Genomic DNA, 22,340 nt, shown 5'->3' on the forward strand with positions numbered 1-22,340 from the left:
CGCGGCGTCTGGTTTTGGGGCCGCTGCGCGCCCCAACGCGGGGCAAGCCCGCTCGCCACAACAAGCCCGTTCGCCACAATGCTCAAGGCAACCGAATATGCCGCCCCAACTCATCAAACAAGGTCACCACCGAGCGCAGTGCCCGGCAGTCCGGGCGTGTCAGCAGCCATAGCGCCGTATCACGCCCCGCCAGCGCGGGGCCGAGTGGTTGCAAACCGTCCTCCAACAGAAAGTCCGGCAGCGCCGCCACGCCCAACCCTGCCCGCACCAGTTCGGCGACCGACAACATGCTGTTACAGCGATAACTGGGACGCACACCCGGCAGGTGTTCACGCCGCCAGGCTACGGTGGAGTGATCGGGCAAGAAGTCATCCGGCGCGATCCACGCCAGCTCGGCCAACTCACGCCCCTGGTTTTGGCGGGCATAACCCGCGCTCGCGCACACCTGATAGGCCACGGTGCCCAGTCGACGGCCAACCAGATGCTCCGGCGGCGTCTTGGTCAGGCGCAGCGCAATGTCCGCGTCGCGGCGGCTGAGGTTGGCAAAATCATTGGACGTGCTCAACTCCAGGATCAACGCCGGGTAGGCCGGCATGAACTGCGCCAGCGCCGGTAGCAGCAACCCCTGTAGCACCGAGTCGGTGCAGGTCAGGCGCACGGTGCCGCTGATTACTTCACCACCCTGCTCCACCCCGATGCGCGCCGCTTCCAGCGCTTGCTCGGCCTGTTCGGCCTGCTGCGCCAGGTGGCTGGCCAAACTGGTGGGCAGGTAGCCGGCACGGCTTTTTTCGAACAGGGTCTGGCCCAGGGCCGTCTCCAGTCGTCGCACGGCACGGAACACCGTGGACACATCCACCCGCAGCAGCGCCGCCGCCCGCGCCAAGGTGCCGCCACGCACCAGCGCGAGAATCAGCGACAGGTCCGGGTAATCGAGCTGATAGTGCGTGGCTGCATGGAGCATGTGGGCAAACGCCAATTTTGATTGCGTGAGCGCCAATCTATAGTGCGCCTCAGGACACCACAAGCCATGGGAAGTACACAATGAAAACCACCCCTCTGCACCTCGCCCTGATCGGTGATTACAACCCCGACGTAACGGCCCACCAGGCCATCCCCGTGGCGCTGCAACAGGCTGCCGACGCCTTGGGCCTGAACGTGCAGTTGCACTGGCTGGAGACCGACTCGATCACCCCGGCCACCGAACTGCATGCCTTCGACGGCTTCTGGTGCGTGCCCGCCAGCCCCTACCGTGATGCCGACGGCGCACTGCGGGCGATTCGTTTTGCCCGCGAGCAAAAACGCCCATTCCTGGGCACCTGCGGTGGTTTTCAACACGCGGTCATCGAATATGCCCGCAACGTGCTGGGCTGGGCGGATGCGGAGCATGGCGAACTGGCGCCCGAGGCCAGGCGCGCGGTTATCACGCCGCTTGCGTGTTCCCTGGTCGAAGCCACCGGCAGCATCCGCCTGGCGCCCTACACGCGTATCGCCGAGGCTTACGCCAGCCTGGAAACGGAGGAAGGCTACCGTTGCAGCTACGGCATCAACCCCGAGTTCGCCCAGGCATTACTCGAGGGCGACCTGATCCCCAGCGGCCACGATTCGGCGGGCGATCTGCGTGCCGTCGAACTGCTGGGCCATCCGTTTTTCGTCGCCACCCTGTTTCAGCCCGAACGCGCGGCACTTAAAGGAATTACGCCGCCACTGGCGGTTGCCCTGCTCAAAGCCTGCCAGGCGCAATCGGTATGATCGCCACCACACCCGCCCCGCCCTATTACGCCGTGATTTTCAGCTCGTTGCGTACCGAAGGCGATCAAGGTTATAGCCAGGCCGCCAACCGTATGTTGGAACTGGCGCGCGGACAACCGGGGTTTCTGGGTGTTGAGTCGGCGCGGGAAGACGGCTTGGGCATCACCGTTTCCTACTGGGAAAGCGAAGCGGCGATTTTGGCCTGGAAGCAACAAATCGAACACAGCCAAGTGCGCGAGCAAGGCCGCGCCAGTTGGTATTCGGCGTTTCACACCCGCGTGTGCAAGGTCGAGCGGGCTTACACCTTCGAGCGTTGAAACACAGCCTCAAGCCCCCTGCAAAAACCTGTGGGAGCTGGCTTGCCTGCGATAGCATCAACTCTGTGTGCCTGATACACCAAGGTGTCTGCATCGCAGGCAAGCCAGCTCCCACAATTAGACCGAAGTGTCTCAGGACAATGGTGATCGAGCAGGTGGCCGCCTTAGCGAGCAAGCCCCACAGGTTGCTCTCCACTTGACTGGACCTAGCTCACCAAACTGCGCAACGCACTGATCTGCGGGATCTCCACCCGGCGCATATACACGCGCAACGGCTCGGTGATGTTGATACGGTCATCGATATTCTGGTCCAGCAGCAACTGCAGGCGCTCGCGCGACAGGGTCATGGTGTGGTCGGCGGCCGGCAGCCAGACAAATTCGGCAGTGGGGATGATGCCGTCATCGGCCACGTCCATGCCGAAGGCGTCTTCGCTGAAACGCACGATGTAGTAGCCGGTTTTACGGTTCAGGCCGACAAAACCCTGGAGTTGGTCGGCGGCCTGGCAGATAAGCTCGGAAGTGATGCGCATGGTAAACCTCACTGAAAAGTCCCACAGGGACTGGAAAGATGGTTTACACGCGTGGCAGAAATTACTGCCCTCTAACGGGGCAGCTTTGGCCAAGAATACTGCAACACAGCACAAAAAACCCCACAAAAATGCCTCGTGAGTACCTTAATGTCGGTTTGGTGATAGCGCCTTTCGCAATCAATTGTTAAAAAGGACGCCTTCTCAAAGTTACCTCCACGAAAGGACTTCGCATATGCCTGTCACGTTTACCAAGAGCGCCCTGCTGCTCGCTCTGATGCTCGGCCTTGGTCAGGCACAGGCTGCCGACCCGATCAGCCCGGCTGAATTGGCGACAAACGAAGGCATTCCGTACCCGGCTGTCATTGCTCACCGTGGCGCATCCTACGACGCCCCCGAATCCACCGCGGCGTCCTACAAGCTCGCCCGCGACCTGGGTGCCGACTACCTGGAAATGGACCTGCAGCGCAGTAAAGACGGCGTACTGTTCGCCCTGCACGACAACAACCTGCAACGCACCACCGACGTGGCCACCAAGTTCCCCGAGCGCAAAGACGCTCCGGCCAACGAGTTCACCTGGGCCGAACTGCGCACCCTGGACGCCGGCAGCTGGTTCAACGCCGCTTACCCGGACCGTGCCCGCCCGGCGTTTGTTGGCCTGAAAATCCAGAGCCTGGACGAGATCATCAAGATCGCCGAAGGCAACCCGCAGCACAAACCAGGCCTGTACATCGAGACCAAGGAGCCCAAGCAGTTCCCGGGCATCGAAGCCGACCTGAAAAACAAGCTGCTGGATAAAGGCTGGTTGAGCTCCGCCGGTTCCAAGCTGGGCAAGAGCAACACCGGCGTGGGCCAGGGCAAAGGCCGCGTGGTGCTGCAGACGTTTGAAAAAGACAGCTTGAAAGAGCTGCAGAAAGAAATGCCCAACACCCCGAAAATCCTGCTGTTGTGGGTTGGCCCAGGCAGCATCGAGCCTAAATCGGCACAAACCTTCGCTGAGTCCGGCGAAACCACCAAGGCCGCCTACTACGCCAAGCAAGAGCCAAAAGACGCCGCCGAGTTCGAAAAGTGGGTGGACGAAGCCAAGAGCCTCGGCGCCATCGGCACCGGCCCTTCGGCCGAGCTGACCAACCACGGCGACCAGAGCTACACCGACCTGGTGAAGCCTGAGATGAACAAGCTGACCCACGACAAAGGCCTGCTGGTGCACGTCTACACCGTCGATGAGCCCGTGGACTTCGAAAAAGTCATGAAAGCCGGCGTTGACGGCATCTTCACCAACCGCGCCGCCGAACTGCTGAAGTTCTACAAGCGCTGGCCTTCGTCGAGCGTGCAGGACCTGCTCAAGGACAACGGCTACTGAGTAATTGGTGGGTGTCATTGCGCCATTAAGGATGAATTAAGTTGCGCTGGTTAATCTGGCGCCACTTAAACAGCTCACCGAAGAAGGACACACACCATGAAAACCCTGACCGCCCTGTTCGCCGCTACCGCCTTGACCCTGACTGCCGGGTTGGCCCAGGCGGATGTTCGCCCGGACCACATTGAAGGTTTGCTCAAGTCCGGCGCCGTGATGCCGTTCGAAAAACTCAACGCCGCCGCCGTGGCCAAACACGCCGGTGCCAGCATCACTGACACCGAGCTGGACCACAAAAATGGTGTACTGGTCTACGAAGTTGACCTGACCGACACCGCCGGCAAACGGTTTGAAGTGAAGCTCGACGCCAAGACCGGCGCCGTGCTGGAAGACAAACTGGACACCTGAGTCATCGGTTAAAAAAACCGCGCCACGTTTAAAGTGGCGCGGTTTTTTTATGCCTGCTCGCCAGCCATCACGGAGGGTTGATCAAATTACACCGACAAAGCGCAGGCCTGCGCCTGGAAACCCGCTGAGCGAGTTTTCAAACTGTCACAAAATCGTCATCCCGCCTTGCAATGATTCGCCCACGCGAACCTGTGAAACGTCCTACAGGCGCTTTCTCTGCGAGCCTCCATGAACCACAGCATCGACCACAGCCACCAGGATCCCGATCTGTTTGGCTTGCTTTACGGTTTTCGTTTTCGGCCCGGTGAAAAGGGCGAGCAAATTGATTCAGCGACCGCGCTGGCCGCGCTAAAAGCGCCGCAAGACCCGGAAGAATTCCTGTGGCTGCACCTGAACCTGGCCCACGCCGCCTGCGAGCGCTGGATGCAGGCCAACCTGTCATTGCCCGACGAGTTTTTCGAAGCCCTGCACGAAGGCTCGCGCTCCACGCGTATCGAACACGTCGACTCGGCCTTGCTCGCAGTGGTCAACGACGTGGTGTTCAACTTCAGCAGCATGGTTTCGTCGGATATCTCCACGCTGTGGGTCTGCGCCCGCAGCCGTTTGCTGGTGAGTGCACGCCTGCAACCGCTGCACTCGGTGGATAAATTGCGCTCGTCGGTGAAGGCCGGTGAACGCTTTCGTTCGCCCCTGGAACTGCTGGTGCATCTGTTGCGCGACCAGGGTGAGGTGCTCACGCAGATCGTGCGTAAAACCAGTATCAGCGTCGACCATATCGAAGACCAGTTACTGTCCTCGCGCCTGTCCACCAACCGCGCCGAACTGGGTGCCGCACGCCGGGTGCTGGTGCGCCTGCAACGTCTGCTGGCACTGGAGCCGGGCTCGCTCCTGCGCCTGCTCAACCGCCCGCCGCAGTGGCTGCAAAAGGAAGACGTGAAGGAGTTGCGCAAATCCACCGAGGAGTTTGCGCTGATCATCAACGACCTCACGGCCCTGGGCGAACGCATCAAGCTGTTGCAGGAAGAAATCGCCGCGAACCTCAACGAACAAAGCAACCGCACGCTGTTTACCCTCACCGTGGTGACGGTGCTGGCGCTGCCGATCAATATCATCGCCGGTTTTTTTGGCATGAACGTGGGCGGCGTGCCGCTTTCCACCGACCCGGAAGGGTTCTGGATCCTGGTGGCGCTGGTGGCGACGTTTACCTTGATTGCCGGGCGCTGGGCGTTCCGTAAGCGCAAAGACTATTGAATTGCAATACAGTCAAATTGTGGGAGCTGGCTTGCCTGCGATGGCTATCTACCAGCCAACTGTTCATTGCCTGATGCACCGCTATCGCAGCCTTTTGAAGGCCACCACATTCTCCTGTGGCGAGCAGGCTTGTCCTGCGTTGGGCTGCGAAGCGGCCCCAAACCCAAACACTGAGTACTTTCAGGAAAATTGCGCTGCCCTTACTGGGGCCGCTCCGCAGCCCAACGCAGGACAAGCCTGCTCGCCACAACAACCCACCTGCCACAGACTTCGTGTTAACCGGTTGTGTAGATGCCTATGGCTATCGCAGGCAAGCCAGCTCCCACATTGATTGCACTCTGACATTAGCCTTCTGGTGTTTTATAGATCAACGGTAGGCTCAATTCCTTAAACACTGACCTACCGCAGCATCTCTGTAACATTCTGCAATGATCATCAAGACCATCCTCCCCACACTGGATGCTCCGGCATGGCCACCCCTTCCCTGACCGCTTCCAACACCGCCACACACGCAGACCCCAAACCCCGGCTGGATACAAAACCCGGCCTGCTCACCGTGATCATTTTCTTCGCCGTGCTCGCCATGGGCTTGTTGTTTACCGCCTACAGCCTGATGCACGACATGACCGAACTGGGCACCGTGGTCACCACCTGGACGCCGTTCCTGCTGCTGGGCGTGGCGCTGTTGATTGCCCTGGGCTTTGAGTTCGTCAATGGTTTCCACGACACCGCCAACGCCGTGGCGACGGTGATCTACACCAACTCGTTGCCGCCGCACTTTGCGGTGGTATGGTCGGGCTTTTTCAACTTCCTCGGCGTGCTGCTGTCCAGCGGTGCGGTGGCGTTCGGCATCATCGCCTTGCTGCCGGTCGAGCTGATTTTGCAGGTCGGTTCCTCGGCTGGCTTCGCCATGATTTTTGCGCTGCTGATCGCGGCGATCCTGTGGAACCTCGGCACTTGGTGGCTGGGCTTGCCAGCCTCGTCATCGCACACCCTGATCGGCTCGATCATCGGCGTCGGCGTCGCCAACGCCCTGATGCACGGGCGTGATGGCACCAGCGGTGTGGATTGGAGCCAAGCCACCAAGATCGGTTATGCCCTGCTGCTGTCGCCGCTGATCGGTTTTGCGTTTGCCGCCCTGCTGTTGCTGGCGCTGCGCGCCTTTGTCAAAAACCGCTCGCTGTACAAGGCCCCCAAGGGCGACACCCCGCCGCCATGGTGGATTCGCGGTGCGTTGATCGCCACCTGCACTGGTGTGTCGTTCGCCCACGGCTCCAACGACGGGCAAAAAGGCATGGGCCTGATCATGCTGATCCTGGTGGGGACGCTGCCGATGGCGTACGCGCTGAACCGCACCATGCCGGCCGAGCAGTCCTTGCAGTTTGCTGCGGTGGCTGAAGTGACCCAAGTGGCACTGGTGAAAAGCGCACCGCAAGTATTGCCAGGCGACCCACGGCCGATTCTCTCGACCTATGTACGCACCAAGGAAGCCACCCCGGAACTGGTGCCGGCCCTCGCCGCCCTCGCCGGCCAGATTGGTGACGAAGTAAAAGGCTACGGCTCCCTGGCCAAAGTCCCCGCTGAAGCCGTCGGCAACGTGCGCAACGACATGTACCTGACCAGTGAAACCATTCGCTTGATGGACAAGGGCAAGGTCGGCAACTTCGACGCCGACACCCAAGGCAAGCTGAAACTGTTCAAAGACCAGATCGACGCGTCCACACGCTTTATCCCGCTGTGGGTGAAGATCGCCGTGGCCATCGCGCTCGGGCTGGGCACCATGGTCGGCTGGAAACGCATCGTGGTCACGGTGGGCGAAAAAATCGGCAAGACGCACCTGACTTACGCCCAAGGCGCCTCGGCCGAGACGGTGGCCATGCTGACCATCGGTGCGGCGGATATGTTCGGGCTACCGGTGTCGACGACCCATGTGTTGTCGTCGGGTGTGGCAGGCACCATGGTGGCCAATGGCGGTGGCTTGCAGATGAAGACCATCCGCAATCTGCTGATGGCCTGGGTGCTGACCTTGCCGGCGGCGATTTTGCTGTCGGGCAGCCTGTACTGGCTGTTCACCAAACTGTTCTGACCTCGGTGGGAGCTGGCTTGCCTGCGATGGCATCACCTCGGTTCAACTGACAGACCGAGGCGCTTGCATCGCAGGCAAGCCAGCTCCCACACAAACCTGTTCCCACATGGGTTTTAGGGTGTGTCAGTGATTGAACAATCCAGCCATGGCCTTCAAGCGCTTTTTGTAGATCCGCCGCGCCTCCAGTGCTTCCTCCAGTGTCACCGCCACAAACCCCGCCCGCTGGTTGGGCTGCATCTGCCCGATCAAGTCCAGGTCGGCACTGATCACTGTGCCGATCATCGCGTAGCCGCCACCCGACACCGCATCGCGGTGCAGCACAATCGGCTCCAACCCCGCCGGCACCTGGATCGAACCGATCGGGTAGCAACTGTCGACGATATTCGAGGGGTCCGAGCCAGCACCAAACGGTTGTTCGCGTGGTTGAAAACTCAAGGCGCTGCCGCCCTTGAAGCGATAGCCGATGCGATCCGCCTCGGAGCCCACCGTCCACGGCTCAGCAAAAAAACTGCTTTTTGCCGCATCCGTCAGGCGCTCGTAATACAGCCCTGGCACCACGCGCAGGGTCACGTCGCCACCGACCGAACGGCGCAAGGCCATCGGTAAGCTATTGCCCGCGCGGCCTGTTCCGCTGGCCTCGCCGATCGGCAGTTCATCGCCTTCCTGCAAGCGTCGCCCTTCAAACCCACCGAGCGCACCAAGGGTGTACGTCGAGCGGCTGCCGAGCACCCGCGGCACGTCGATGCCACCGGCCACCGCCAGATACGTGCGCGCGCCAGCCTTGGGAAACTCAAAGCGCAACACCTGCCCGGCGCGCACCGGGAAAGCGGTGTCCTGATGCACCACTTCACCATCCAGGCGCGGCGACATCAGCGCACCACTGAGCGCCACCAATGCGTCCTGGCGAAACTCCAGTTCAGGGCCGATCAGTGTGCACTCCAGGCCCGCCGCACCGGCTGGGTTGCCGACCAAGTGGTTGGACGCACTCAATGCGTACTGGTCCAGAGCGCCCGAAGGCGGAATGCCCAAGTGGTAATAACCTTCACGGCCAAGGTCTTGCACAGAAGTGGCGAGGCCGGGTTTGAGGACCTTGATCATGCCAGCGCCTCCTGCAGGGTTTTCGGGTAGCCGATGGGGTCGGCGAGAAACGCATCGAGGGAAAATTCCACCGGGCGGATACGCAAATCAAAACGCCCTGCCTCCACTTCGGCCACCGCCAAATCGTAGGCGTCGCGGTCCATCGGTTTGAACTGCACGATGTCACCCGGGCGGAAGAACACCATGTGTTCCTTGAGGTACGCCAACTGCTGCGCCGGGTCGTAGATTGGCGCCGGGGTTACGCCAAACATCTGGTAACCACCCGCGCCGCGCACTGAGTAAATGCAACCGAAACAGCCGCCATGGCCGAGGGTCAGTTTGGGCGTGTCGGTGCGCGGACGCAGGTACTTGGGCACCTGCAATTGCCGCTCGCGCTCGACCATCTGGAACATGAACGGCAAGCCCGCAACAAACCCGACCATCGACACAAACCACGGCGCGCCACTGTGGGCGGCGATAAACGCGTCCACATCGGCCAGGCCGTTGATGCGTGCGGCGTATTCCAGGTCGGTGCCGCTGGGGTCTTGGTGGCGGTCGCGAAAGCGCATCAGGGTTTCGTGGGTCCAGGGGTCGTTGTAGAGCACCGGGATTTCGATGATGCGCGTGTGCAAGGTGCGCTCGGCCACGGCCTGGGCTTCGGCGCTTTGCACGGCGTCGAGCAGCACATGCGGCGCGATGCGGTCGGGGTCGAAACGAATCTGGAACGATGCATTGGCCAGGCACACATCCAGCACGCCCTCCAACGCCAGGCGCTCCACGGCGCGGGTCACGGCCATGCCTGTGAAAAAGGCCTCCAGGGACATGCTGTCGCTGACCTCGGCAAACAGGTGTTCATCACCGCCGAAGCTGTAGCGGATGGGGGTGGTTTCAGCCATGTCTGTTCCTCTTGGAATCATTGTAGAAAGGCAGGCAAAAAATCAAATGGATCGTCAGCTTATTGTGTTGTGGTTAGCCCGCTTGTTGTGGCGAGCAGGCTTGCCCTGCGCTGGGCTGCGCAGCGGCCCCATCACAGCCAACCGTGCAGTTACGGGTAAACCTCGGCCGTATGGTTTCAGGGCCGCTACGCGCCCCAGCGCAGGGCAAGCCTGCTCGCCACAGAAAGCCCACTCATCAGGACAAGCCTGCCAACCACAGAAAGCCTACTCAACCAACAACATGCCCGTTCAACACGGAGCGCTCGTTGGTCACCACAATCCCGGCCTGATCCAGGGCTTCGCGGGTGGCTTCCACCAGTTCCAGCGCGCCGGGCGTGTCGCTGTGCAGGCAGATGGAGTCGAATTCGATCAACAGGTCTTCGCCTTCTACGGTTCGCACCCGGCCAGTCTGACAAGCACGCAGGACGCGCGCCGCAACGGTTGCAGGGTCCAGTGCACGCACATTGCGGGTAAACACAATGGACCCGCTCAGGTCGTACTCACGGTCGGCGTAAAACTCGCGCACCACCGGTTGCCCCAGTTCCTTGGCCACGCGCCAGATCACCGAGTTGGGCATGCAATACAGCAACAGCGTCGGCTCGATGATTTGCAGGTTCTGCACCAGCAGCCGAGCGGCTTCTTCGTCGCGGGCCAGGTGCATATAAAGCGCGCCGTGGGGCTTGATATGTTGCAATGTCAAACCTTGGGCACGCGCTATTTCGCGCAGCGCGCCGAGTTGGTAGAGGATGTCGTCCACCAGTTCCTGGGCCGGTGCGTTGATGTGCCGACGGCCGAACCCCACCAGGTCACGAAAGCCCGGATGCGCGCCGATGCCCACACCCAGTTGCTTGGCGCGTTCGACGGTGCGGCGCATGGTGCCGGGGTCGCCGGCGTGGAAGCCGGTGGCGATATTGGCCGAGCTGATGTAGGCCATCAGGTCAAAGTCGACGCCATCGCCGATGGTCCAGGGGCCGAAGCCTTCGCCCATGTCCGAATTGAAATCCACTGCCTGCATCGAGGTCGCTCCGCCAAAAGAAGATGACTGAAAGTAGGCTGGGGCTTGACCCCTTGGGAAGATCTATTATCAGATGGCCCATCTTCTGAAAATCAGATACCCAAAGATCGTTCCCACGCTCCGCGTGAGAATGCAGCCCAGGACGCTCCGCGTCCCAAAGCGTGACGCAGAGCGTCACAAGAGGCGTTACCACGCAGAGCGTGGGAACGATCAGTGACCCAAAAATCGTTCCCCAAACATCGTTCCCACGCTCCGCGTGGGAATGCAGCCCAGGACGCTCCGCGTCCCAAAGCGTGACGCAAAGCGTCACAACAGGCGTTACCACGCAGAGCGTGGGAACGATCGGAGACCCAAAAATCGTTCCCCAAACATCGTTCCCACGCTCTGCGTGGGAATGCAGCCCAGGACGCTCCGCGTCCCAAAGCGTGACGCAGAGCGTCACAAGAGGCGTTACCACGCAGAGCGTGGGAACGATCGGGGGCCCAAAGATCGTTCCCCAAACATCGTTCCCACGCTCCGCGTGGGAATGCAGCCCAGGACGCTCCGCGTCCCAAAGCGTGACGCAGAGCGTCACAAGAGGCGTTACCACGCAGAGCGTGGGAACGATCGGAGAAAGCCATGTCCCTGACCTTGCGCCAAGTGCGCTACTTCGTCGCCACCGCCGAAATCGGCCAGATTTCCCAGGCCGCCATTCACCTGAACATCTCCCAGTCGGCGGTGACCACCGCGATCAAGGAACTGGAGGCGATGCTCGGCGTGCAGTTGTTCGTGCGCTCGGCCCAGGGCATGAACCTCACCGACGCCGGGCGGCATTTTCTCAACCGCGCCTATGTGATCGTGCGCAGCGTGGACGACGCCCTCAACAGCCCACTGCCCGACTACCGCGCCAGTGGCGTATTGCGGGTAGCGGCCAGCTACACGGTGTTGGGTTACTTCCTGCCGCATCACTTGCAACGCATGCAACACTGGCACCCGGACGTAACCATCGACGTCTTCGAGCAGGAGCGCCAGGCCATTGAACACGGCCTGCTCGACGGCCAGTTCGACATGGCCGTGGTGCTCACCGCCAACCTGACTCACGCGGATATCGTCTCGGAAATCCTGTTCAACTCCGAACGCCGCCTGTGGCTGCCCAGCCATCACCCGTTGTGCGAGCGCGGCGCCGTGAGCCTGGCGGATGTGGCACAAGAGCCTTACATCCTGCTGACCGTCGACGAAGCCGAGCACAGTGCCATGCGCTACTGGGAACAGGCCGGGCAAACGCCGAACGTGCGGCTGCGCACCAGTTCGGTGGAGGCGGTGCGCAGCATGGTTGCCAATGGCAGCGGCGTGGCGATTTTGTCGGATCTGGTGCATCGGCCATGGTCACTGGAGGGCAAGCGCATCGAAACCCTGACCGTCACCGACCCCGTCACGCCCATGAGCGTCGGCCTGGCCTGGCACCGCGAGCGCGCGTTTACCCCGGCGATGCAAGCGTTCCGCGATTACTTCCACGACGCCTTCCTGGCACCGCAACAGTTGTCGGCGCGGCGTTAAATACGCGCCTGCAAGGTAGCCGCCAGCCACTCCATGAACACCCGCACCCGCAACGGCAAATGCCGCTGGCCGGCGTAGAGCATGGAGACGTCCAGCGGCGGTGCGAGGTAGTCCGGCAACACCGAAACCAACTCGCCACTGGCCAATAAATCGCGAATGCCGAGCAGCGGCACCTGGATAATCCCCAAGCCGCCAAGACACGCCGCCTGGTAGGCATCGGTGCTGCTGACGGTCACGCGCCCGGCCATGGCCACGCGCTGCACCTTGTTACCCAGCAGGTATTCAAACCCGGCCGAGCGCGCACCGAGCGGGCGCACGTAATGCACCAGTTGATGCTGCGCGAGGTCGGCAATGGTTTCGGGCACGCCATAACGTTGCAGGTAGGCTGGGCTTACGCAGTTGACCATCGGCATGCTGCACACCTTGCGCGCAACCACGCTTTGATCGGGTTGCGCGCCCACGCGCACCACGCAATCAAAGCCTTCAGCAATCACGTCGACCTGGCGATCCGAACTGCTGATTTCCATCTCCACCAACGGGTGGCGCGCCATGAACGAGGGCAGCTGCGGCATCACCAGGCCGCGCGCCATGGCGTTGGGCATATCCACCCGAATGCGCCCGGCCAATTGCGCTTCATCCTGGCGAAACAGGCCTTCGAGCTCTTCCATGTGCGCGAGCAAATCCTTGCTGCGCTCATACAACACGCGGCCGTCCTGGGTGGCTTGCACGGTGCGCGTGGTGCGCTGCAACAGGCGCGCACCCAGCAATGCTTCCAGCGCCTGCACGTGCTCGGACACGGTGGAGCGTGGCAGGCCCAGGCTCTCGCCGGCCTGGGTGAAACTCGACAGCTCGGTGACGCGCACGAAGGTGCGCAGTAGCTCAAGTTTGTTCATGGGATTGTTCGCCTTATCCGGCCAGTGATTCCGATATCAGCCTGTTTATCACGTTATAGGCGGACAAATACACTCAGTCCCACTGATCACCCATGAGGACTACCGCATGACTCGTAAAATCGCACTCATCACCGGCGCCAGCCGTGGCCTTGGCAAAAGCGCCGCTTTGCACCTTGCCGCACAAGGCGTGGATATCATCGGCACCTACCACAGCGCCGCCACTGAGGCCCAAGCGGTGGTGGCACAGGTTGAAGCGCTGGGCGGCCGCGCCGCCATGCTGCAACTGGACGTCAGCCAGAGCGGCAGCTTCGATGCTTTTGTCGGGCAAATCGCTACGGTGCTCAAAGACGTTTTCGCCCAGCAACATTTTAATTTCCTGATCAACAACGCGGGCATCGGCGCTCACGCCAGCTTTGCCGAAACCACCGAAGAGCAGTTCGACAAACTGGTGGCCATTCACTTCAAGGCGCCGTTTTTCCTCACCCAAAAACTGCTGCCGCTGATCAGCGATGGCGGGCGCATCATCAACATCTCCAGCGGCCTGGCGCGGTTCAGCCTGCCGGGCTACGCCGCCTACGCGTCGATGAAAGGCGCCGTGGAAGTGCTGTCGCGTTATCAGGCCAAAGAACTCGGCCCGCGTGGCATCACCGTCAACACCCTGGCACCCGGCGCGATTGCCACCGACTTCAGCGGCGGCGCAGTGCGCGATAACCCACAGGTGAATGCGATGGTGGCCGACAACACCGCCCTGGGCCGTGCCGGTTTGCCGGACGATATTGGCGGTGCAATTTCGATTCTGCTGGCCGATGGCAGCAACTGGATCACCGGCCAGCGCATCGAAGCCTCGGGCGGCATGTTTCTGTAAGCATTCTGCGCTAGCATCAATGCCTTCAGATCACTGACGGGCAATCACCGATGAGTTTTGATCCAGGCTTGGCCGGCGGCATGGGCGTATTGGCCGCCGTAGTCGACAGCGGCAGCTTTGCCCGCGCCGCCAACAGCCTGGAGATGACGCCTTCGGGGGTCAGCCGGGCGATTTCCCGCTTGGAAAAACGCCTCGGCATTCGCCTGTTCGACCGCACCACCCGCTCGGTGCAATTGACCGACGAAGGGCGACGTTTCTACCAGCAAATCGCCCCGCTGTTGGCCGGGCTGGAGGAGGCCGCCCATTCGGCGGCCGACAGCGCCCTCACCGTGCGCGGGCGTTTGCGGGTGAACATCGACCCGTATTTTTCGCGGCTGGTACTTGGCCCTGTACTCGGCGACTTCATGCGCCAATACCCGCAACTGCAACTCGACCTGCACACCCGTGACCAACTCGGCGACCTGGTGGCCGACGGCTTTGACTTGGCCATTCGCTTCGGCATCCCACAGTCCTCCTCGCTGATCGCCCGCAAACTGATGGAAGTGCGCGTGCTCACCGTGGCCTCCCCCACTTACCTTGAACAATACGGCCGACCAGCGATTCCGCAAGACCTGGAAACCGGGCACATGTGCCTGGATTTTCGCGACTCGCAAACCGGTCGCCCGTTTGCCTGGGAATTCCACCGGCCCGGCGAGCAAGTGATTGTGCGCACCAACGGCCGTTTGGTGGTCAACGACGCCAGCACCTTATACAGCGTGTGTGAACACGGGCATGCCGTGGCGCAGATGCTCGACCTCGGCCTGGACTCGGCGATCCAGGCCGGCAGCCTGGTGGAGCTGTTCCCCGACTGGCCGGACGAGCGTTTCCCGTTGTACGCCTATTACCCGTCGCGGCACTTGCCCGCCGCCAAGGTGCGGGCATTTCTGGAGTTTGTGGCCTCGCTCAAGCTTGGCTAGGTACACGGGACTGTACGATTTTTTCCCGCAGCACGTCATAACCCCAGTGGTACACATAGGTGTACGGTAGGAAGAACAGCAGCACGCCGATGTCGAGGATGAAGGCTTCCAGCAGGCTGATCTTCATCAACGCGGCAATCAATGGCACCGCCAGGATGATCAGGCCGCCTTCGAACAACAGCGCATGCACCACGCGGGTCCAGCCGCCGCTGGTCAATTGCAGGCGGGCTTTGAGGCGGTCGAACAGGCTGTTGAAAATGACGTTCCAGCTCAGTGCCAACAGGCTGATGCCCAGGGTCACCGCGCCCATTTCCAGGGCCGGCCGGCCGGTGATCCAGACCAGCAGCGGCGTACAGATCAATAAGGCCAGCCCTTCAAAACCAATGGCCTGGCAAACACGTTCAGTAATCGACTTGGTAGGGTTCATGACCCGGCTCCTTGAGTGACGATGGTTGCCATGATTACCCTTTGACTCGATACTTCATAACTAATAACCATCGATATAGGCGATAGTCATGGCCTCCAATGAAGTGCTGCAGGCGTTTGTGCAGGCGGCTACCCAAGGCTCGTTTTCGGCGGCGGCGCGCAAGCTGGGTAAAAGCCAGTCCACCGTCAGCGCGGCGGTGGCGAGCCTGGAGATTGATCTGGATGTGGTGCTGTTTGATCGCAGCAGCCGCAAGCCGACGCTTACGCCAGCCGGCCATGTGCTGTTGCAACGCGCCGAGCAGGTGCTGGAGGCCAGCAGCCGCCTGGAGTTGGCGGCGAGCCAGTTGTCACAGGGTTTGGAACCCAAGCTGACCATCGCCATGTCCGATACTTACCAGTCCGACCGCTTTGAAATCGCCCTCAAGGCCTTTGAGCAGCGCCACCCGGACCTTGAGCTGGAATGCCTGATCGCCGAATGCGAAGACCTGATCGCCCTGGTGCAAAGCGGCCGGGCGCAGATTGCGTTTATCGAAAAACAAGACACTTACCCGCCCGACCTGACCGGCGCGCCGGTCGAAGAACGTACCGAAATTGCCCTGTTCGCGGCGCCCACGCACCCGCTGGCCAAGCTGAAGAACATCCCGGCGCAGACCTTGCAGCAACACCGCGAATTGCGCCTGGCCAGCATCATCAACCCGACTGAAACCCGCCCCAGCGGGCGGGTGTGGTCAGCGCCCAGTTACTTGATGTTGATGGAGATGGCACAGCTGGGGTTTGGCTGGGCACCGATTCCGCGCTGGTTGGTGGAGCGTTTTGGTGGCGACCACTTGGTCGAACTCAAGGCGCGCAGTTGGCCGCGCTCGGTGGCGGTGGATGCGCTCTGGTCAAGGCACCACCCACCGGGGCCGGCGGGGAGTTGGTTGCTGGGCAAGATGCTGGAGTGATTCTGTCCGGACACTGAGGTTCCAGGTGGGAGCTGGCTTGCCTGTGATGGCGGTGAGCCAGTCTAGAATTTGGCGGCTGACACACCGCTATCGCAGGCAAGCCAGCTCCCACAGTTTTGATTTTCATTGTATGGGAAGTTTGAGTTCGGCGAGGCGGCTTTCGAGGAAGCGTTTTTCTGGGGTTTGCTGGGTGAGTGAGAGCGCTTTTTCATAGGCTTCCCGCGCGTCTTCAACCCGCCCCAACTGCCGGCAAAACTCCCCGCGCGCCGAATGCGCCAAGTGATAATCGCGCAACTCCCCGCGCTGCAAGATGCCCTCCACCAACTGCAACCCCGCCAACGGCCCCTGCCCCATCGCCACCGCCACAGCGCGGTTCAGCTCGATCACCGGCGATGGCACTTCGCGCAGCAACACATCGTAAAGGCCGACAATCTGTAGCCAGTCCGTGTCCTCAGCCTCGGGCGCTTCGGCATGCACTGCCGCAATTGCCGCTTGCAGGCAATACGGGCCAAAACGCCGTGTGTTCAACGCCTGCTCCACCAGTGCGCAGCCTTCAGCAATCAAGGACGCGTCCCACACTGCGCGATTCTGTTCATGCAATAACACCAACTCACCGTCGGCCGAGGTGCGCGTTGCTCGGCGCGACTCATGCAGCAGCATCAGCGCCAGCAAGCCCATGACCTCCGGCTCTGGCAGCAACTCCAGCAGCAAACGCCCCAAACGAATGGCTTCGCGGGTCAGGTCTTCACGGGTGAGGTCGGCGCCCATGGACGCCGAATAGCCTTCGTTGAACACCAGGTAAACCACGCGCAGCACGCTGTCCAGACGCTCGGGCAACGCGTCCAGGGTTGGCACCTGGTAGGGGATTTTTGCTTCGCGGATCTTGCCCTTGGCGCGCACGATGCGCTGGGCGATGGTGGTGGGCGTGGCCAGAAAGGCGCGGGCGATTTCTTCGGTGGTGAGGTCGCAGATCTCACGCAAGGTCAGCGCCGCCTGGGCGTCGGGTGCCAACGCCGGGTGGCAGCAGGTGAAGATCAGGCGCAGGCGGTCGTCTTCCACGTCTTCCTCACTCCAGTCAGCCGCTTCCAGCGCGTCGGCCTGCTCCTGCAGTAACGGGGTAAAACGTGCCTGTCGGCGCAGGCGGTCGATGGCTTTGAAGCGGCCGGTGGAGACCAGCCAGGCCCGTGGGTTATCCGGCACGCCGTCTTGCGGCCAGCGCTGCAGCGCAATAAAAAACGCCTCGTGCAGCGCCTCTTCAGCCAAGTCGAAATCACCCAGCAGGCGAATCAGCGTCGCCAGTACGCGGCGTGATTCGCTGCGGTAAATCGCCTCGACCTGCGGGGTCAATCGGGCATGCCCTGGGTCACCAAAGCCACCAGGCGGTCGAGGCTCTGGCCCCAGCCGTCATGGAAACCCATGGCTTCGTGGGCCTGCTTGTCAGCTTCGCTCCAATGCATGGCGCGGGCGGTGTACTGGGTCTTGCCGTCGACGGCTTCGAAGGTCACTTCGGCGGTCATGAACGGCTTGCCCGACGGTACCCAGCCCGGCGCATAGGCATCGGTAAACACCAGCCGGTTCGGCGCCTTGATTTCCAGGAATACGCCGGAGGTCGGGTATTCGGCGCCATCCGGCGCGCGCATCAAGGTACGAAACAGACCACCGACCCACAGGTTCATTTCGCACTCCGGCGTGGTCATGCCGTGTGGCCCCCACCATTGCTGTAACAGCTCGGGCGTGGTCCAGGCGCGAAACACCTTGCTTGGCGGTGCGTCGATCAAACGGCTGATGGACAGTTCAAATTCAGCAGGTTGGGTATTCATGGGGTAAACCTCCTTAAACTCTTGTGGTTGTTGTGTTCAGAGATTCAATTCACGCACGGGGCGCACTTCCACACTGCCGACCCGGGCTGCCGGTATGCCGCCCGCCACCTGGATCGCTTCGTTCAGGTCTTTGGCCTCGATCAGGTAAAACCCGGCGAGCTGTTCCTTGGTTTCGGCAAACGGCCCGTCGGTGATCGACAGCTTGCCATTGCGCATGCGCACGGTGGTGGCGGTGCTCACCGACTCCAACGGCTCGGCGGCGAGCATTCGGCCGCTGGCCTGGATGGCCTCGGCGTAGGCAAAACACTCCGGGTCCGCCGGGCTGTCGGGCGAGGTGTGCAACACCTCTTCGTTGCTGTAGATCAGGCAGAGGTATTTCATGGCACTCTCCGTTTTCGGACTACTGACTATAGTTCGTGGCGGTCAAGGTTTCAGGTCGAACAATGCCGTGCCGCTTTCCATGTCGAAGGGCGCCGACCAGTGCTCATGCACCACCTTCCACTGCCCGTTGATACGCTGGTAGCCGGCAGTCACGCGCATCCAGCACGCCTTCACCACGCCATCCGGCCCGGCGCCGCCGCAGTGGGCCAGCCAGTGGGCAAACGCGCTGTCGGGCGCCTCAACGATATGCAGCTCATGAAATTCGAAAATGCCCGGGCCAGGGCAATGCTTCATGCATTCGTCCCAATGGGCGCGGTAGGCGGCCTTGCCCTTGAATTGCAGCGCAGTGACGGCGTCGAACGAGACGATATCGTCGGCGTAATAGCTGACAATTTTGTCGATATCACGATCAAGTACGGCTTGTTTCCATTGCTCGATCAGGGTGTTGATTGCAGTGCTCATGGCGATACTCCTGGGGGTTGGAAAATCACAAAGGACACTCCTGGTCGAATGGCCTTGAATGAAATCGACACGCCACTGAAAAATAATTTCGCGTGCATCAAACCCGCTAGAATCCACGCCTCTTTGTAGGATTTCGGATGCGCCCCCGATGGAAACCCGCCTCGTCGCCTATGAGACGCTGAGCCTTGTGCAAAAACAGCACCTCGACACCCTGCAAGTGCACCCCGAGCAACTGGCGTATTCCGGCGATATCTACTGCGCGCTCAACAGCCTGCTGGTCAACCCCAAGCCCGGCGCAATCAAAGGCTTTGCACTACTGGCCGACGAAATGCCCGTGGCCTTCCTGCTGCTCAAACGCCCACCCTGCCTGCCCCATTGGGCCGATGAACACAGCGCCACGCTGCATGCGTTGCAGGTGGACCGGCACCAGCAAGGGCACGGGTTTGGCAAAGCGTGTTTACAGGCATTGCCGGCGGCGGCCCTGCAGGCGTGGCCGCAGATCAAGGCGCTGGAGTTGTCGGTGGACACGGACAATGTGGCGGCGATGGGGTTGTATCTGGCGGCCGGGTGGGTGGACAGCGGGGAGGCGTATAAGGGGCGGGTTGGGTATGAGCGCAGGTTGAGTTGGGTGTTTGGTCGGGATGGCATTGACAGCTTAAAAATGTAACGTATATATGACTTAAATAATCAAAAGTAATGAATACGTGACATGGACACTTCTATTATCACCCAACGCTTAGGCCAACAAGTTCGCTCCATGCGCCTCAACCGTGGCTATACACAAGCGGACCTGGCGAAACTTGCGGGCGTTACCCGGCAAAAACTGATCGAAATCGAGAAGGGCAGCCTCTCTGTTTCCATGAATGCCTATGCTCGCGTGATTGCCGCCCTGGGCAGTGAGGTCAAATTAGTGCCAGTGACTCTGCCGACACTTGAAGAGTTAGAGGACTTGTTCAATGAATAGCCCCGCTCTTAGCGTTCATACGCCTCAGGGCGACAGCGGCAGCGTCTTGGTGGGCGCTGATGATTACCTGTTTCGCTACGACGCTAAGGCACAGGCCCAAAGCGCCATCAGCCTTACCATGCCCGTGCGCGCAGAAGAATATCGCCGCCGCGAATTGCATCCAATCTTTCAAATGAATTTGCCCGAAGGCTACGTACTGGAACAATTGCGTAACCGTCTGGCTAAAACGGTAAAAGTGGACCCGATGCTGTTACTGGCCTTATCAGGTAGCAGTGCACCGATTGGCCGGGTTTTCGTGATTTCCGATCAGATAAACGAATTGATCCAACGCAACGGTCCGCCCGCAAACGGAGAGAACCTGGCAGAAATTCTCGCGTGGGATGGAGCAGAAGACCTGTTCGCCGACTTGGTGGACCGTTACATTCTGCGAGCGGGCATTTCTGGCGTACAGCCCAAAGTGCTGGTGCCAGAAAAACCTCAAACTCCCGAGCAAAAATTCACCTCAAAAACCAACGACCTGATTATCAAAAGCGGGCGCGATGAGTTTCCGGGCTTGGCCATCAATGAATACCTGTGCATGTCCATTGCGCGGGATGCAGGCCTGCCCGTGCCGCCGTTTTATCTGTCGCAGAACCATAAGCTATTCATCATGCGGCGCTTTGATCGCGACGCGCAGCTCAACCCGCTGGGTTTCGAAGACATGACCACACTGATGGGCCTGTCTGCCGAACAGAAATACACCAAGAGCTATGCCGCCATCGCCAAGGCTGTACGCGCGTTTTGCTCACCAGAAAACCAACGCAGCTCGTTGGACCAATTGTTCGATAGCGTGGCTTTGAGTTGCATCGTGGGAAATGGCGATGCTCACCTGAAAAACTTCGGTGTGCTCTACAGTGACCCGATTAAATTTGACGCGCGCCTGGCCCCGGCTTACGACATCGTGAATACCACCGCCTATATACCTGAAGACACACTTGCGCTGGATCTGTCCGGCAACAAATCAATGTTTGCCTCACGCTTGGGCATCCTTGAGTTTGCAAGAACCTGCGAAATTGCAGAACCTCAGGCGCGTATTCAGGCGCTGCTTCAAACCCTTGAGGTCGTGCTCAAGCGCGAAGACGAATACTGTCGGTTAGCGCCTGACGTTGCAAAAGCCATTCGACAATCCGCCCAGAGCTACCAGCAGAGCTTCGGTGGCTGAACGCTTCTGTACTCATCCAAGGACAAGGTGGTGAATATGCTGACAACCCTCGAACAACTCGAAACCCTCTACGGCCTCCCCCACGAGCGGGCGGTGCGCAAGGAGATCGCGTTTCTCAACGAGGACTACCAGGCCATGGTGCGGGCGTCGCCCCTGGTGGTGGTGAGTTCATCCGGGCCGGACGGCATTGATGGCTCGCCACGTGGTGATGTGCCGGGGTTTGTGCGGATTGTGGATGAGCGCACCTTGGCGATCCCGGACCGGCCGGGCAATAACCGGCTCGACACCCTGCGCAATCTGCTGCAAGACCCACGCATTGCCTTACTGTTCATCATCCCGGGGGTTGGCGAAACGTTGCGCGTGAATGGCCGGGCGCAGATTTCCATCGAGCCCGAGCTGCTGGAGAGTTTTGCGGTGAATGGCAAACCGGCGCGTTCGGTGATTCTGGTGCAGGTGGAGGCCGCATATTTCCACTGCTCCAAAGCCTTTGTGCGCTCGGATTGCTGGAACCCCGAGAAGCACTTGGACCGCTCGGCACTGCCGTCGGCCGGAGCGTTTCACAAGCGGCTCAATGCTGGGCAGTTTGATGCCGAGGCCTATGACCGAGAGATGCCGGAGCGGGTCAAAAACACGCTGTATTGATACGTCTGTCGGCGCCGGCTTGCCGGCGCTGACAGCACCGCCGTCAGCCCTTTTCGCCAACCGGCAGCCAGATCTCCACCGTCCCCGTACCCTTGCGCGCGTCGAAATCGGCGCTGTAGCGTTCGAAATCCGCGCCCATCACCTTGTAGCCCGAGTGCGGCAACCACTCGAACATGATGCGTTCGTAGGTTTGCTCAAGTGCCTGCACCGGCCCGTAATGTGGGAACACGGCATAGTTGAGCGGTGCAATTTCGATGAACTCGAAGTTGCTCGGCACGTCGCTTTTAGTCGGGACTTCAACCCCGGCCATGTAGTCGAACTCGCCATGGTGGGGGTTATGGCACACACCATAGGTCACGCCACCGACGCGCTTTTTAATGTCTTTGATGCAAGTGTCGAACAATTCCCACAGCTTTGGGATATCACCCACTGTGGCCTTTGAATAACGCCCTTGTACCCCGGCGATTACCAAGGCTTTACCGGCTTCCATGCGTGGCTCTAACGGTTGTTTTGTCTGCTGATCCATAC

Annotated in this window: 26 protein-coding genes; 14 read left to right on the plus strand and 12 right to left on the minus strand. The window is 60.7% G+C overall.

What is annotated here, in order from left to right:
* Window positions 1-82 precede the first annotated feature (82 nt).
* Window positions 83-961, minus strand: a complete 879-nt coding sequence (locus HU759_RS23590) for a LysR family transcriptional regulator (protein WP_017137875.1) — start codon at window positions 959-961, stop codon at window positions 83-85.
* A gap of 80 nt (window positions 962-1,041) precedes the next feature.
* Here HU759_RS23590 and HU759_RS23595 point away from each other — a divergent pair, with 80 nt between their 5' ends.
* Entirely contained in the window at window positions 1,042-1,749 is a 708-nt protein-coding gene (locus tag HU759_RS23595) for a CTP synthase (protein ID WP_099550473.1), read from the plus strand.
* Window positions 1,746-2,066: an antibiotic biosynthesis monooxygenase gene (locus HU759_RS23600; RefSeq protein WP_186618133.1), complete on the plus strand. Its 321-nt coding sequence runs from the start codon at window positions 1,746-1,748 to the stop codon at window positions 2,064-2,066. The genes HU759_RS23595 and HU759_RS23600 overlap by 4 nt, the downstream gene beginning before the upstream one ends.
* Before the next feature lie 206 nt (window positions 2,067-2,272).
* On the opposite strand, the gene HU759_RS23605 is transcribed toward HU759_RS23600, so the two are convergent.
* Window positions 2,273-2,596, minus strand: coding sequence for a DUF2025 family protein (locus HU759_RS23605; protein WP_017137878.1), 324 nt, complete (start codon window positions 2,594-2,596; stop codon window positions 2,273-2,275).
* Window positions 2,597-2,828: 232 nt separating this feature from the next.
* Between HU759_RS23605 and HU759_RS23610 the strand changes: the two genes are divergently transcribed.
* The 4 genes from HU759_RS23610 (at window position 2,829) to HU759_RS23625 (ending at window position 7,695) form a co-directional block, all read left to right on the plus strand.
* Window positions 2,829-3,956: a glycerophosphodiester phosphodiesterase gene (locus tag HU759_RS23610; RefSeq protein ID WP_017137879.1), complete on the plus strand. Its 1,128-nt coding sequence runs from the start codon at window positions 2,829-2,831 to the stop codon at window positions 3,954-3,956.
* A gap of 96 nt (window positions 3,957-4,052) precedes the next feature.
* Complete coding sequence (locus HU759_RS23615) at window positions 4,053-4,358, plus strand: PepSY domain-containing protein (RefSeq protein WP_017137880.1); 306 nt, start codon at window positions 4,053-4,055, stop codon at window positions 4,356-4,358.
* 228 nt (window positions 4,359-4,586) lie between these two features.
* Complete coding sequence (locus tag HU759_RS23620) at window positions 4,587-5,609, plus strand: transporter (RefSeq protein WP_017137881.1); 1,023 nt, start codon at window positions 4,587-4,589, stop codon at window positions 5,607-5,609.
* A gap of 469 nt (window positions 5,610-6,078) precedes the next feature.
* The gene (locus HU759_RS23625; RefSeq protein ID WP_017137882.1) at window positions 6,079-7,695 is read left to right on the plus strand and encodes an inorganic phosphate transporter; all 1,617 of its coding nucleotides are present in this window, start codon (window positions 6,079-6,081) and stop codon (window positions 7,693-7,695) included.
* Between the two features lie 123 nt (window positions 7,696-7,818).
* Here HU759_RS23625 and HU759_RS23630 read toward each other — a convergent pair whose 3' ends face one another.
* The 3 genes from HU759_RS23630 to HU759_RS23640 form a co-directional block, all read right to left on the minus strand.
* Window positions 7,819-8,793, minus strand: coding sequence for a biotin-dependent carboxyltransferase family protein (locus tag HU759_RS23630; protein ID WP_186618135.1), 975 nt, complete (start codon window positions 8,791-8,793; stop codon window positions 7,819-7,821).
* Window positions 8,790-9,668, minus strand: a complete 879-nt coding sequence (locus tag HU759_RS23635) for an allophanate hydrolase subunit 1 (RefSeq protein ID WP_017137884.1) — start codon at window positions 9,666-9,668, stop codon at window positions 8,790-8,792. Before HU759_RS23635 ends, HU759_RS23630 begins: the two co-directional genes overlap by 4 nt.
* Before the next feature lie 268 nt (window positions 9,669-9,936).
* Window positions 9,937-10,722, minus strand: coding sequence for a 5-oxoprolinase subunit PxpA (locus tag HU759_RS23640; RefSeq protein WP_170039788.1), 786 nt, complete (start codon window positions 10,720-10,722; stop codon window positions 9,937-9,939).
* A gap of 618 nt (window positions 10,723-11,340) precedes the next feature.
* Here HU759_RS23640 and HU759_RS23645 point away from each other — a divergent pair.
* The gene (locus tag HU759_RS23645; RefSeq protein ID WP_017137886.1) at window positions 11,341-12,258 is read left to right on the plus strand and encodes a LysR family transcriptional regulator; all 918 of its coding nucleotides are present in this window, start codon (window positions 11,341-11,343) and stop codon (window positions 12,256-12,258) included.
* Here HU759_RS23645 and HU759_RS23650 read toward each other — a convergent pair.
* Entirely contained in the window at window positions 12,255-13,151 is an 897-nt protein-coding gene (locus HU759_RS23650; protein ID WP_017137887.1) for a LysR family transcriptional regulator, read from the minus strand. The genes HU759_RS23645 and HU759_RS23650 overlap by 4 nt on opposite strands.
* Before the next feature lie 106 nt (window positions 13,152-13,257).
* Between HU759_RS23650 and HU759_RS23655 the strand changes: the two genes are divergently transcribed.
* Together HU759_RS23655 and HU759_RS23660 are read left to right on the plus strand one after the other, a co-directional pair.
* Window positions 13,258-14,016: an SDR family oxidoreductase gene (locus HU759_RS23655; RefSeq protein WP_017137888.1), complete on the plus strand. Its 759-nt coding sequence runs from the start codon at window positions 13,258-13,260 to the stop codon at window positions 14,014-14,016.
* Window positions 14,017-14,066: 50 nt separating this feature from the next.
* A complete protein-coding gene (locus HU759_RS23660) occupies window positions 14,067-14,972 on the plus strand; it encodes a LysR family transcriptional regulator (RefSeq protein WP_186618137.1) in 906 nt (301 codons plus the stop codon).
* On the opposite strand, the gene HU759_RS23665 is transcribed toward HU759_RS23660, so the two are convergent.
* Window positions 14,959-15,399 (minus strand): multidrug/biocide efflux PACE transporter, encoded by a 441-nt coding sequence (locus HU759_RS23665; RefSeq protein WP_017137890.1) that lies wholly within the window; start codon window positions 15,397-15,399, stop codon window positions 14,959-14,961. The genes HU759_RS23660 and HU759_RS23665 overlap by 14 nt on opposite strands.
* An 88-nt stretch (window positions 15,400-15,487) precedes the next feature.
* On the opposite strand from HU759_RS23665, the gene HU759_RS23670 reads away from it, so the two are divergent.
* On the plus strand, window positions 15,488-16,342 hold the full coding sequence (locus HU759_RS23670) for a LysR family transcriptional regulator (RefSeq protein WP_099550467.1): 855 nt from the start codon (window positions 15,488-15,490) through the stop codon (window positions 16,340-16,342).
* Window positions 16,343-16,465: 123 nt separating this feature from the next.
* On the opposite strand, the gene HU759_RS23675 is transcribed toward HU759_RS23670, so the two are convergent.
* The 4 genes from HU759_RS23675 to HU759_RS23690 are packed head-to-tail and all read right to left on the minus strand — an operon-like array spanning window position 16,466 to window position 19,005.
* Entirely contained in the window at window positions 16,466-17,689 is a 1,224-nt protein-coding gene (locus tag HU759_RS23675; protein WP_186618139.1) for an RNA polymerase sigma factor, read from the minus strand.
* Window positions 17,686-18,162 carry an SRPBCC family protein gene (locus HU759_RS23680; RefSeq protein ID WP_186618140.1) on the minus strand — a complete coding sequence of 159 codons (477 nt, stop codon included), beginning with the start codon at window positions 18,160-18,162 and terminating at the stop codon, window positions 17,686-17,688. The genes HU759_RS23675 and HU759_RS23680 overlap by 4 nt, the downstream gene beginning before the upstream one ends.
* Before the next feature lie 36 nt (window positions 18,163-18,198).
* The gene (locus HU759_RS23685; protein WP_017135434.1) at window positions 18,199-18,543 is read right to left on the minus strand and encodes a YciI family protein; all 345 of its coding nucleotides are present in this window, start codon (window positions 18,541-18,543) and stop codon (window positions 18,199-18,201) included.
* 42 nt (window positions 18,544-18,585) lie between these two features.
* Window positions 18,586-19,005, minus strand: a complete 420-nt coding sequence (locus HU759_RS23690; protein WP_169985084.1) for a nuclear transport factor 2 family protein — start codon at window positions 19,003-19,005, stop codon at window positions 18,586-18,588.
* A gap of 148 nt (window positions 19,006-19,153) precedes the next feature.
* Here HU759_RS23690 and HU759_RS23695 point away from each other — a divergent pair, with 148 nt between their 5' ends.
* From HU759_RS23695 to HU759_RS23710, 4 genes are read left to right on the plus strand one after another with little or no spacing between them, the layout of a single operon-like run.
* Window positions 19,154-19,672 carry a GNAT family N-acetyltransferase gene (locus HU759_RS23695; protein WP_186618141.1) on the plus strand — a complete coding sequence of 173 codons (519 nt, stop codon included), beginning with the start codon at window positions 19,154-19,156 and terminating at the stop codon, window positions 19,670-19,672.
* A gap of 42 nt (window positions 19,673-19,714) precedes the next feature.
* A complete protein-coding gene (locus HU759_RS23700; RefSeq protein WP_017135431.1) occupies window positions 19,715-19,969 on the plus strand; it encodes a helix-turn-helix domain-containing protein in 255 nt (84 codons plus the stop codon).
* On the plus strand, window positions 19,962-21,170 hold the full coding sequence (locus HU759_RS23705; protein WP_026013559.1) for a type II toxin-antitoxin system HipA family toxin: 1,209 nt from the start codon (window positions 19,962-19,964) through the stop codon (window positions 21,168-21,170). The genes HU759_RS23700 and HU759_RS23705 overlap by 8 nt, the downstream gene beginning before the upstream one ends.
* A gap of 36 nt (window positions 21,171-21,206) precedes the next feature.
* Entirely contained in the window at window positions 21,207-21,812 is a 606-nt protein-coding gene (locus tag HU759_RS23710; protein ID WP_017135429.1) for a pyridoxamine 5'-phosphate oxidase family protein, read from the plus strand.
* Window positions 21,813-21,855: 43 nt separating this feature from the next.
* Here the strand turns inward: HU759_RS23710 and HU759_RS23715 are convergent, their stop codons facing one another.
* Complete coding sequence (locus tag HU759_RS23715) at window positions 21,856-22,338, minus strand: GyrI-like domain-containing protein (protein ID WP_017135428.1); 483 nt, start codon at window positions 22,336-22,338, stop codon at window positions 21,856-21,858.
* Window positions 22,339-22,340: the final 2 nt, after the last annotated feature.

It is taken from the genome of Pseudomonas sp. OE 28.3 (assembly GCF_014268205.2).
GTDB lineage: Bacteria > Pseudomonadota > Gammaproteobacteria > Pseudomonadales > Pseudomonadaceae > Aquipseudomonas > Aquipseudomonas edaphica.

Bases quoted from the DNA above. Each gene is read 5' to 3' on its own strand.
- HU759_RS23645 (WP_017137886.1), top strand. From the start codon at position 11,341: ATGTCCCTGACCTTGCGCCAAGTGCGCTACTTCGTCGCCACCGCCGAA.
- HU759_RS23615 (WP_017137880.1), top strand. From the start codon at position 4,053: ATGAAAACCCTGACCGCCCTGTTCGCCGCTACCGCCTTGACCCTGACT.
- HU759_RS23690 (WP_169985084.1), bottom strand. From the start codon at position 19,005: ATGAGCACTGCAATCAACACCCTGATCGAGCAATGGAAACAAGCCGTA.
- HU759_RS23680 (WP_186618140.1), bottom strand. From the start codon at position 18,162: ATGAATACCCAACCTGCTGAATTTGAACTGTCCATCAGCCGTTTGATC.
- HU759_RS23660 (WP_186618137.1), top strand. From the start codon at position 14,067: ATGAGTTTTGATCCAGGCTTGGCCGGCGGCATGGGCGTATTGGCCGCC.
- HU759_RS23600 (WP_186618133.1), top strand. From the start codon at position 1,746: ATGATCGCCACCACACCCGCCCCGCCCTATTACGCCGTGATTTTCAGC.
- HU759_RS23620 (WP_017137881.1), top strand. From the start codon at position 4,587: ATGAACCACAGCATCGACCACAGCCACCAGGATCCCGATCTGTTTGGC.
- HU759_RS23650 (WP_017137887.1), bottom strand. From the start codon at position 13,151: ATGAACAAACTTGAGCTACTGCGCACCTTCGTGCGCGTCACCGAGCTG.
- HU759_RS23610 (WP_017137879.1), top strand. From the start codon at position 2,829: ATGCCTGTCACGTTTACCAAGAGCGCCCTGCTGCTCGCTCTGATGCTC.
- HU759_RS23700 (WP_017135431.1), top strand. From the start codon at position 19,715: ATGGACACTTCTATTATCACCCAACGCTTAGGCCAACAAGTTCGCTCC.
- HU759_RS23685 (WP_017135434.1), bottom strand. From the start codon at position 18,543: ATGAAATACCTCTGCCTGATCTACAGCAACGAAGAGGTGTTGCACACC.
- HU759_RS23630 (WP_186618135.1), bottom strand. From the start codon at position 8,793: ATGATCAAGGTCCTCAAACCCGGCCTCGCCACTTCTGTGCAAGACCTT.
- HU759_RS23670 (WP_099550467.1), top strand. From the start codon at position 15,488: ATGGCCTCCAATGAAGTGCTGCAGGCGTTTGTGCAGGCGGCTACCCAA.
- HU759_RS23715 (WP_017135428.1), bottom strand. From the start codon at position 22,338: ATGGATCAGCAGACAAAACAACCGTTAGAGCCACGCATGGAAGCCGGT.
- HU759_RS23655 (WP_017137888.1), top strand. From the start codon at position 13,258: ATGACTCGTAAAATCGCACTCATCACCGGCGCCAGCCGTGGCCTTGGC.
- HU759_RS23625 (WP_017137882.1), top strand. From the start codon at position 6,079: ATGGCCACCCCTTCCCTGACCGCTTCCAACACCGCCACACACGCAGAC.
- HU759_RS23605 (WP_017137878.1), bottom strand. From the start codon at position 2,596: ATGCGCATCACTTCCGAGCTTATCTGCCAGGCCGCCGACCAACTCCAG.
- HU759_RS23590 (WP_017137875.1), bottom strand. From the start codon at position 961: ATGCTCCATGCAGCCACGCACTATCAGCTCGATTACCCGGACCTGTCG.
- HU759_RS23640 (WP_170039788.1), bottom strand. From the start codon at position 10,722: ATGCAGGCAGTGGATTTCAATTCGGACATGGGCGAAGGCTTCGGCCCC.
- HU759_RS23705 (WP_026013559.1), top strand. From the start codon at position 19,962: ATGAATAGCCCCGCTCTTAGCGTTCATACGCCTCAGGGCGACAGCGGC.
- HU759_RS23665 (WP_017137890.1), bottom strand. From the start codon at position 15,399: ATGAACCCTACCAAGTCGATTACTGAACGTGTTTGCCAGGCCATTGGT.
- HU759_RS23595 (WP_099550473.1), top strand. From the start codon at position 1,042: ATGAAAACCACCCCTCTGCACCTCGCCCTGATCGGTGATTACAACCCC.
- HU759_RS23710 (WP_017135429.1), top strand. From the start codon at position 21,207: ATGCTGACAACCCTCGAACAACTCGAAACCCTCTACGGCCTCCCCCAC.
- HU759_RS23695 (WP_186618141.1), top strand. From the start codon at position 19,154: ATGGAAACCCGCCTCGTCGCCTATGAGACGCTGAGCCTTGTGCAAAAA.
- HU759_RS23635 (WP_017137884.1), bottom strand. From the start codon at position 9,668: ATGGCTGAAACCACCCCCATCCGCTACAGCTTCGGCGGTGATGAACAC.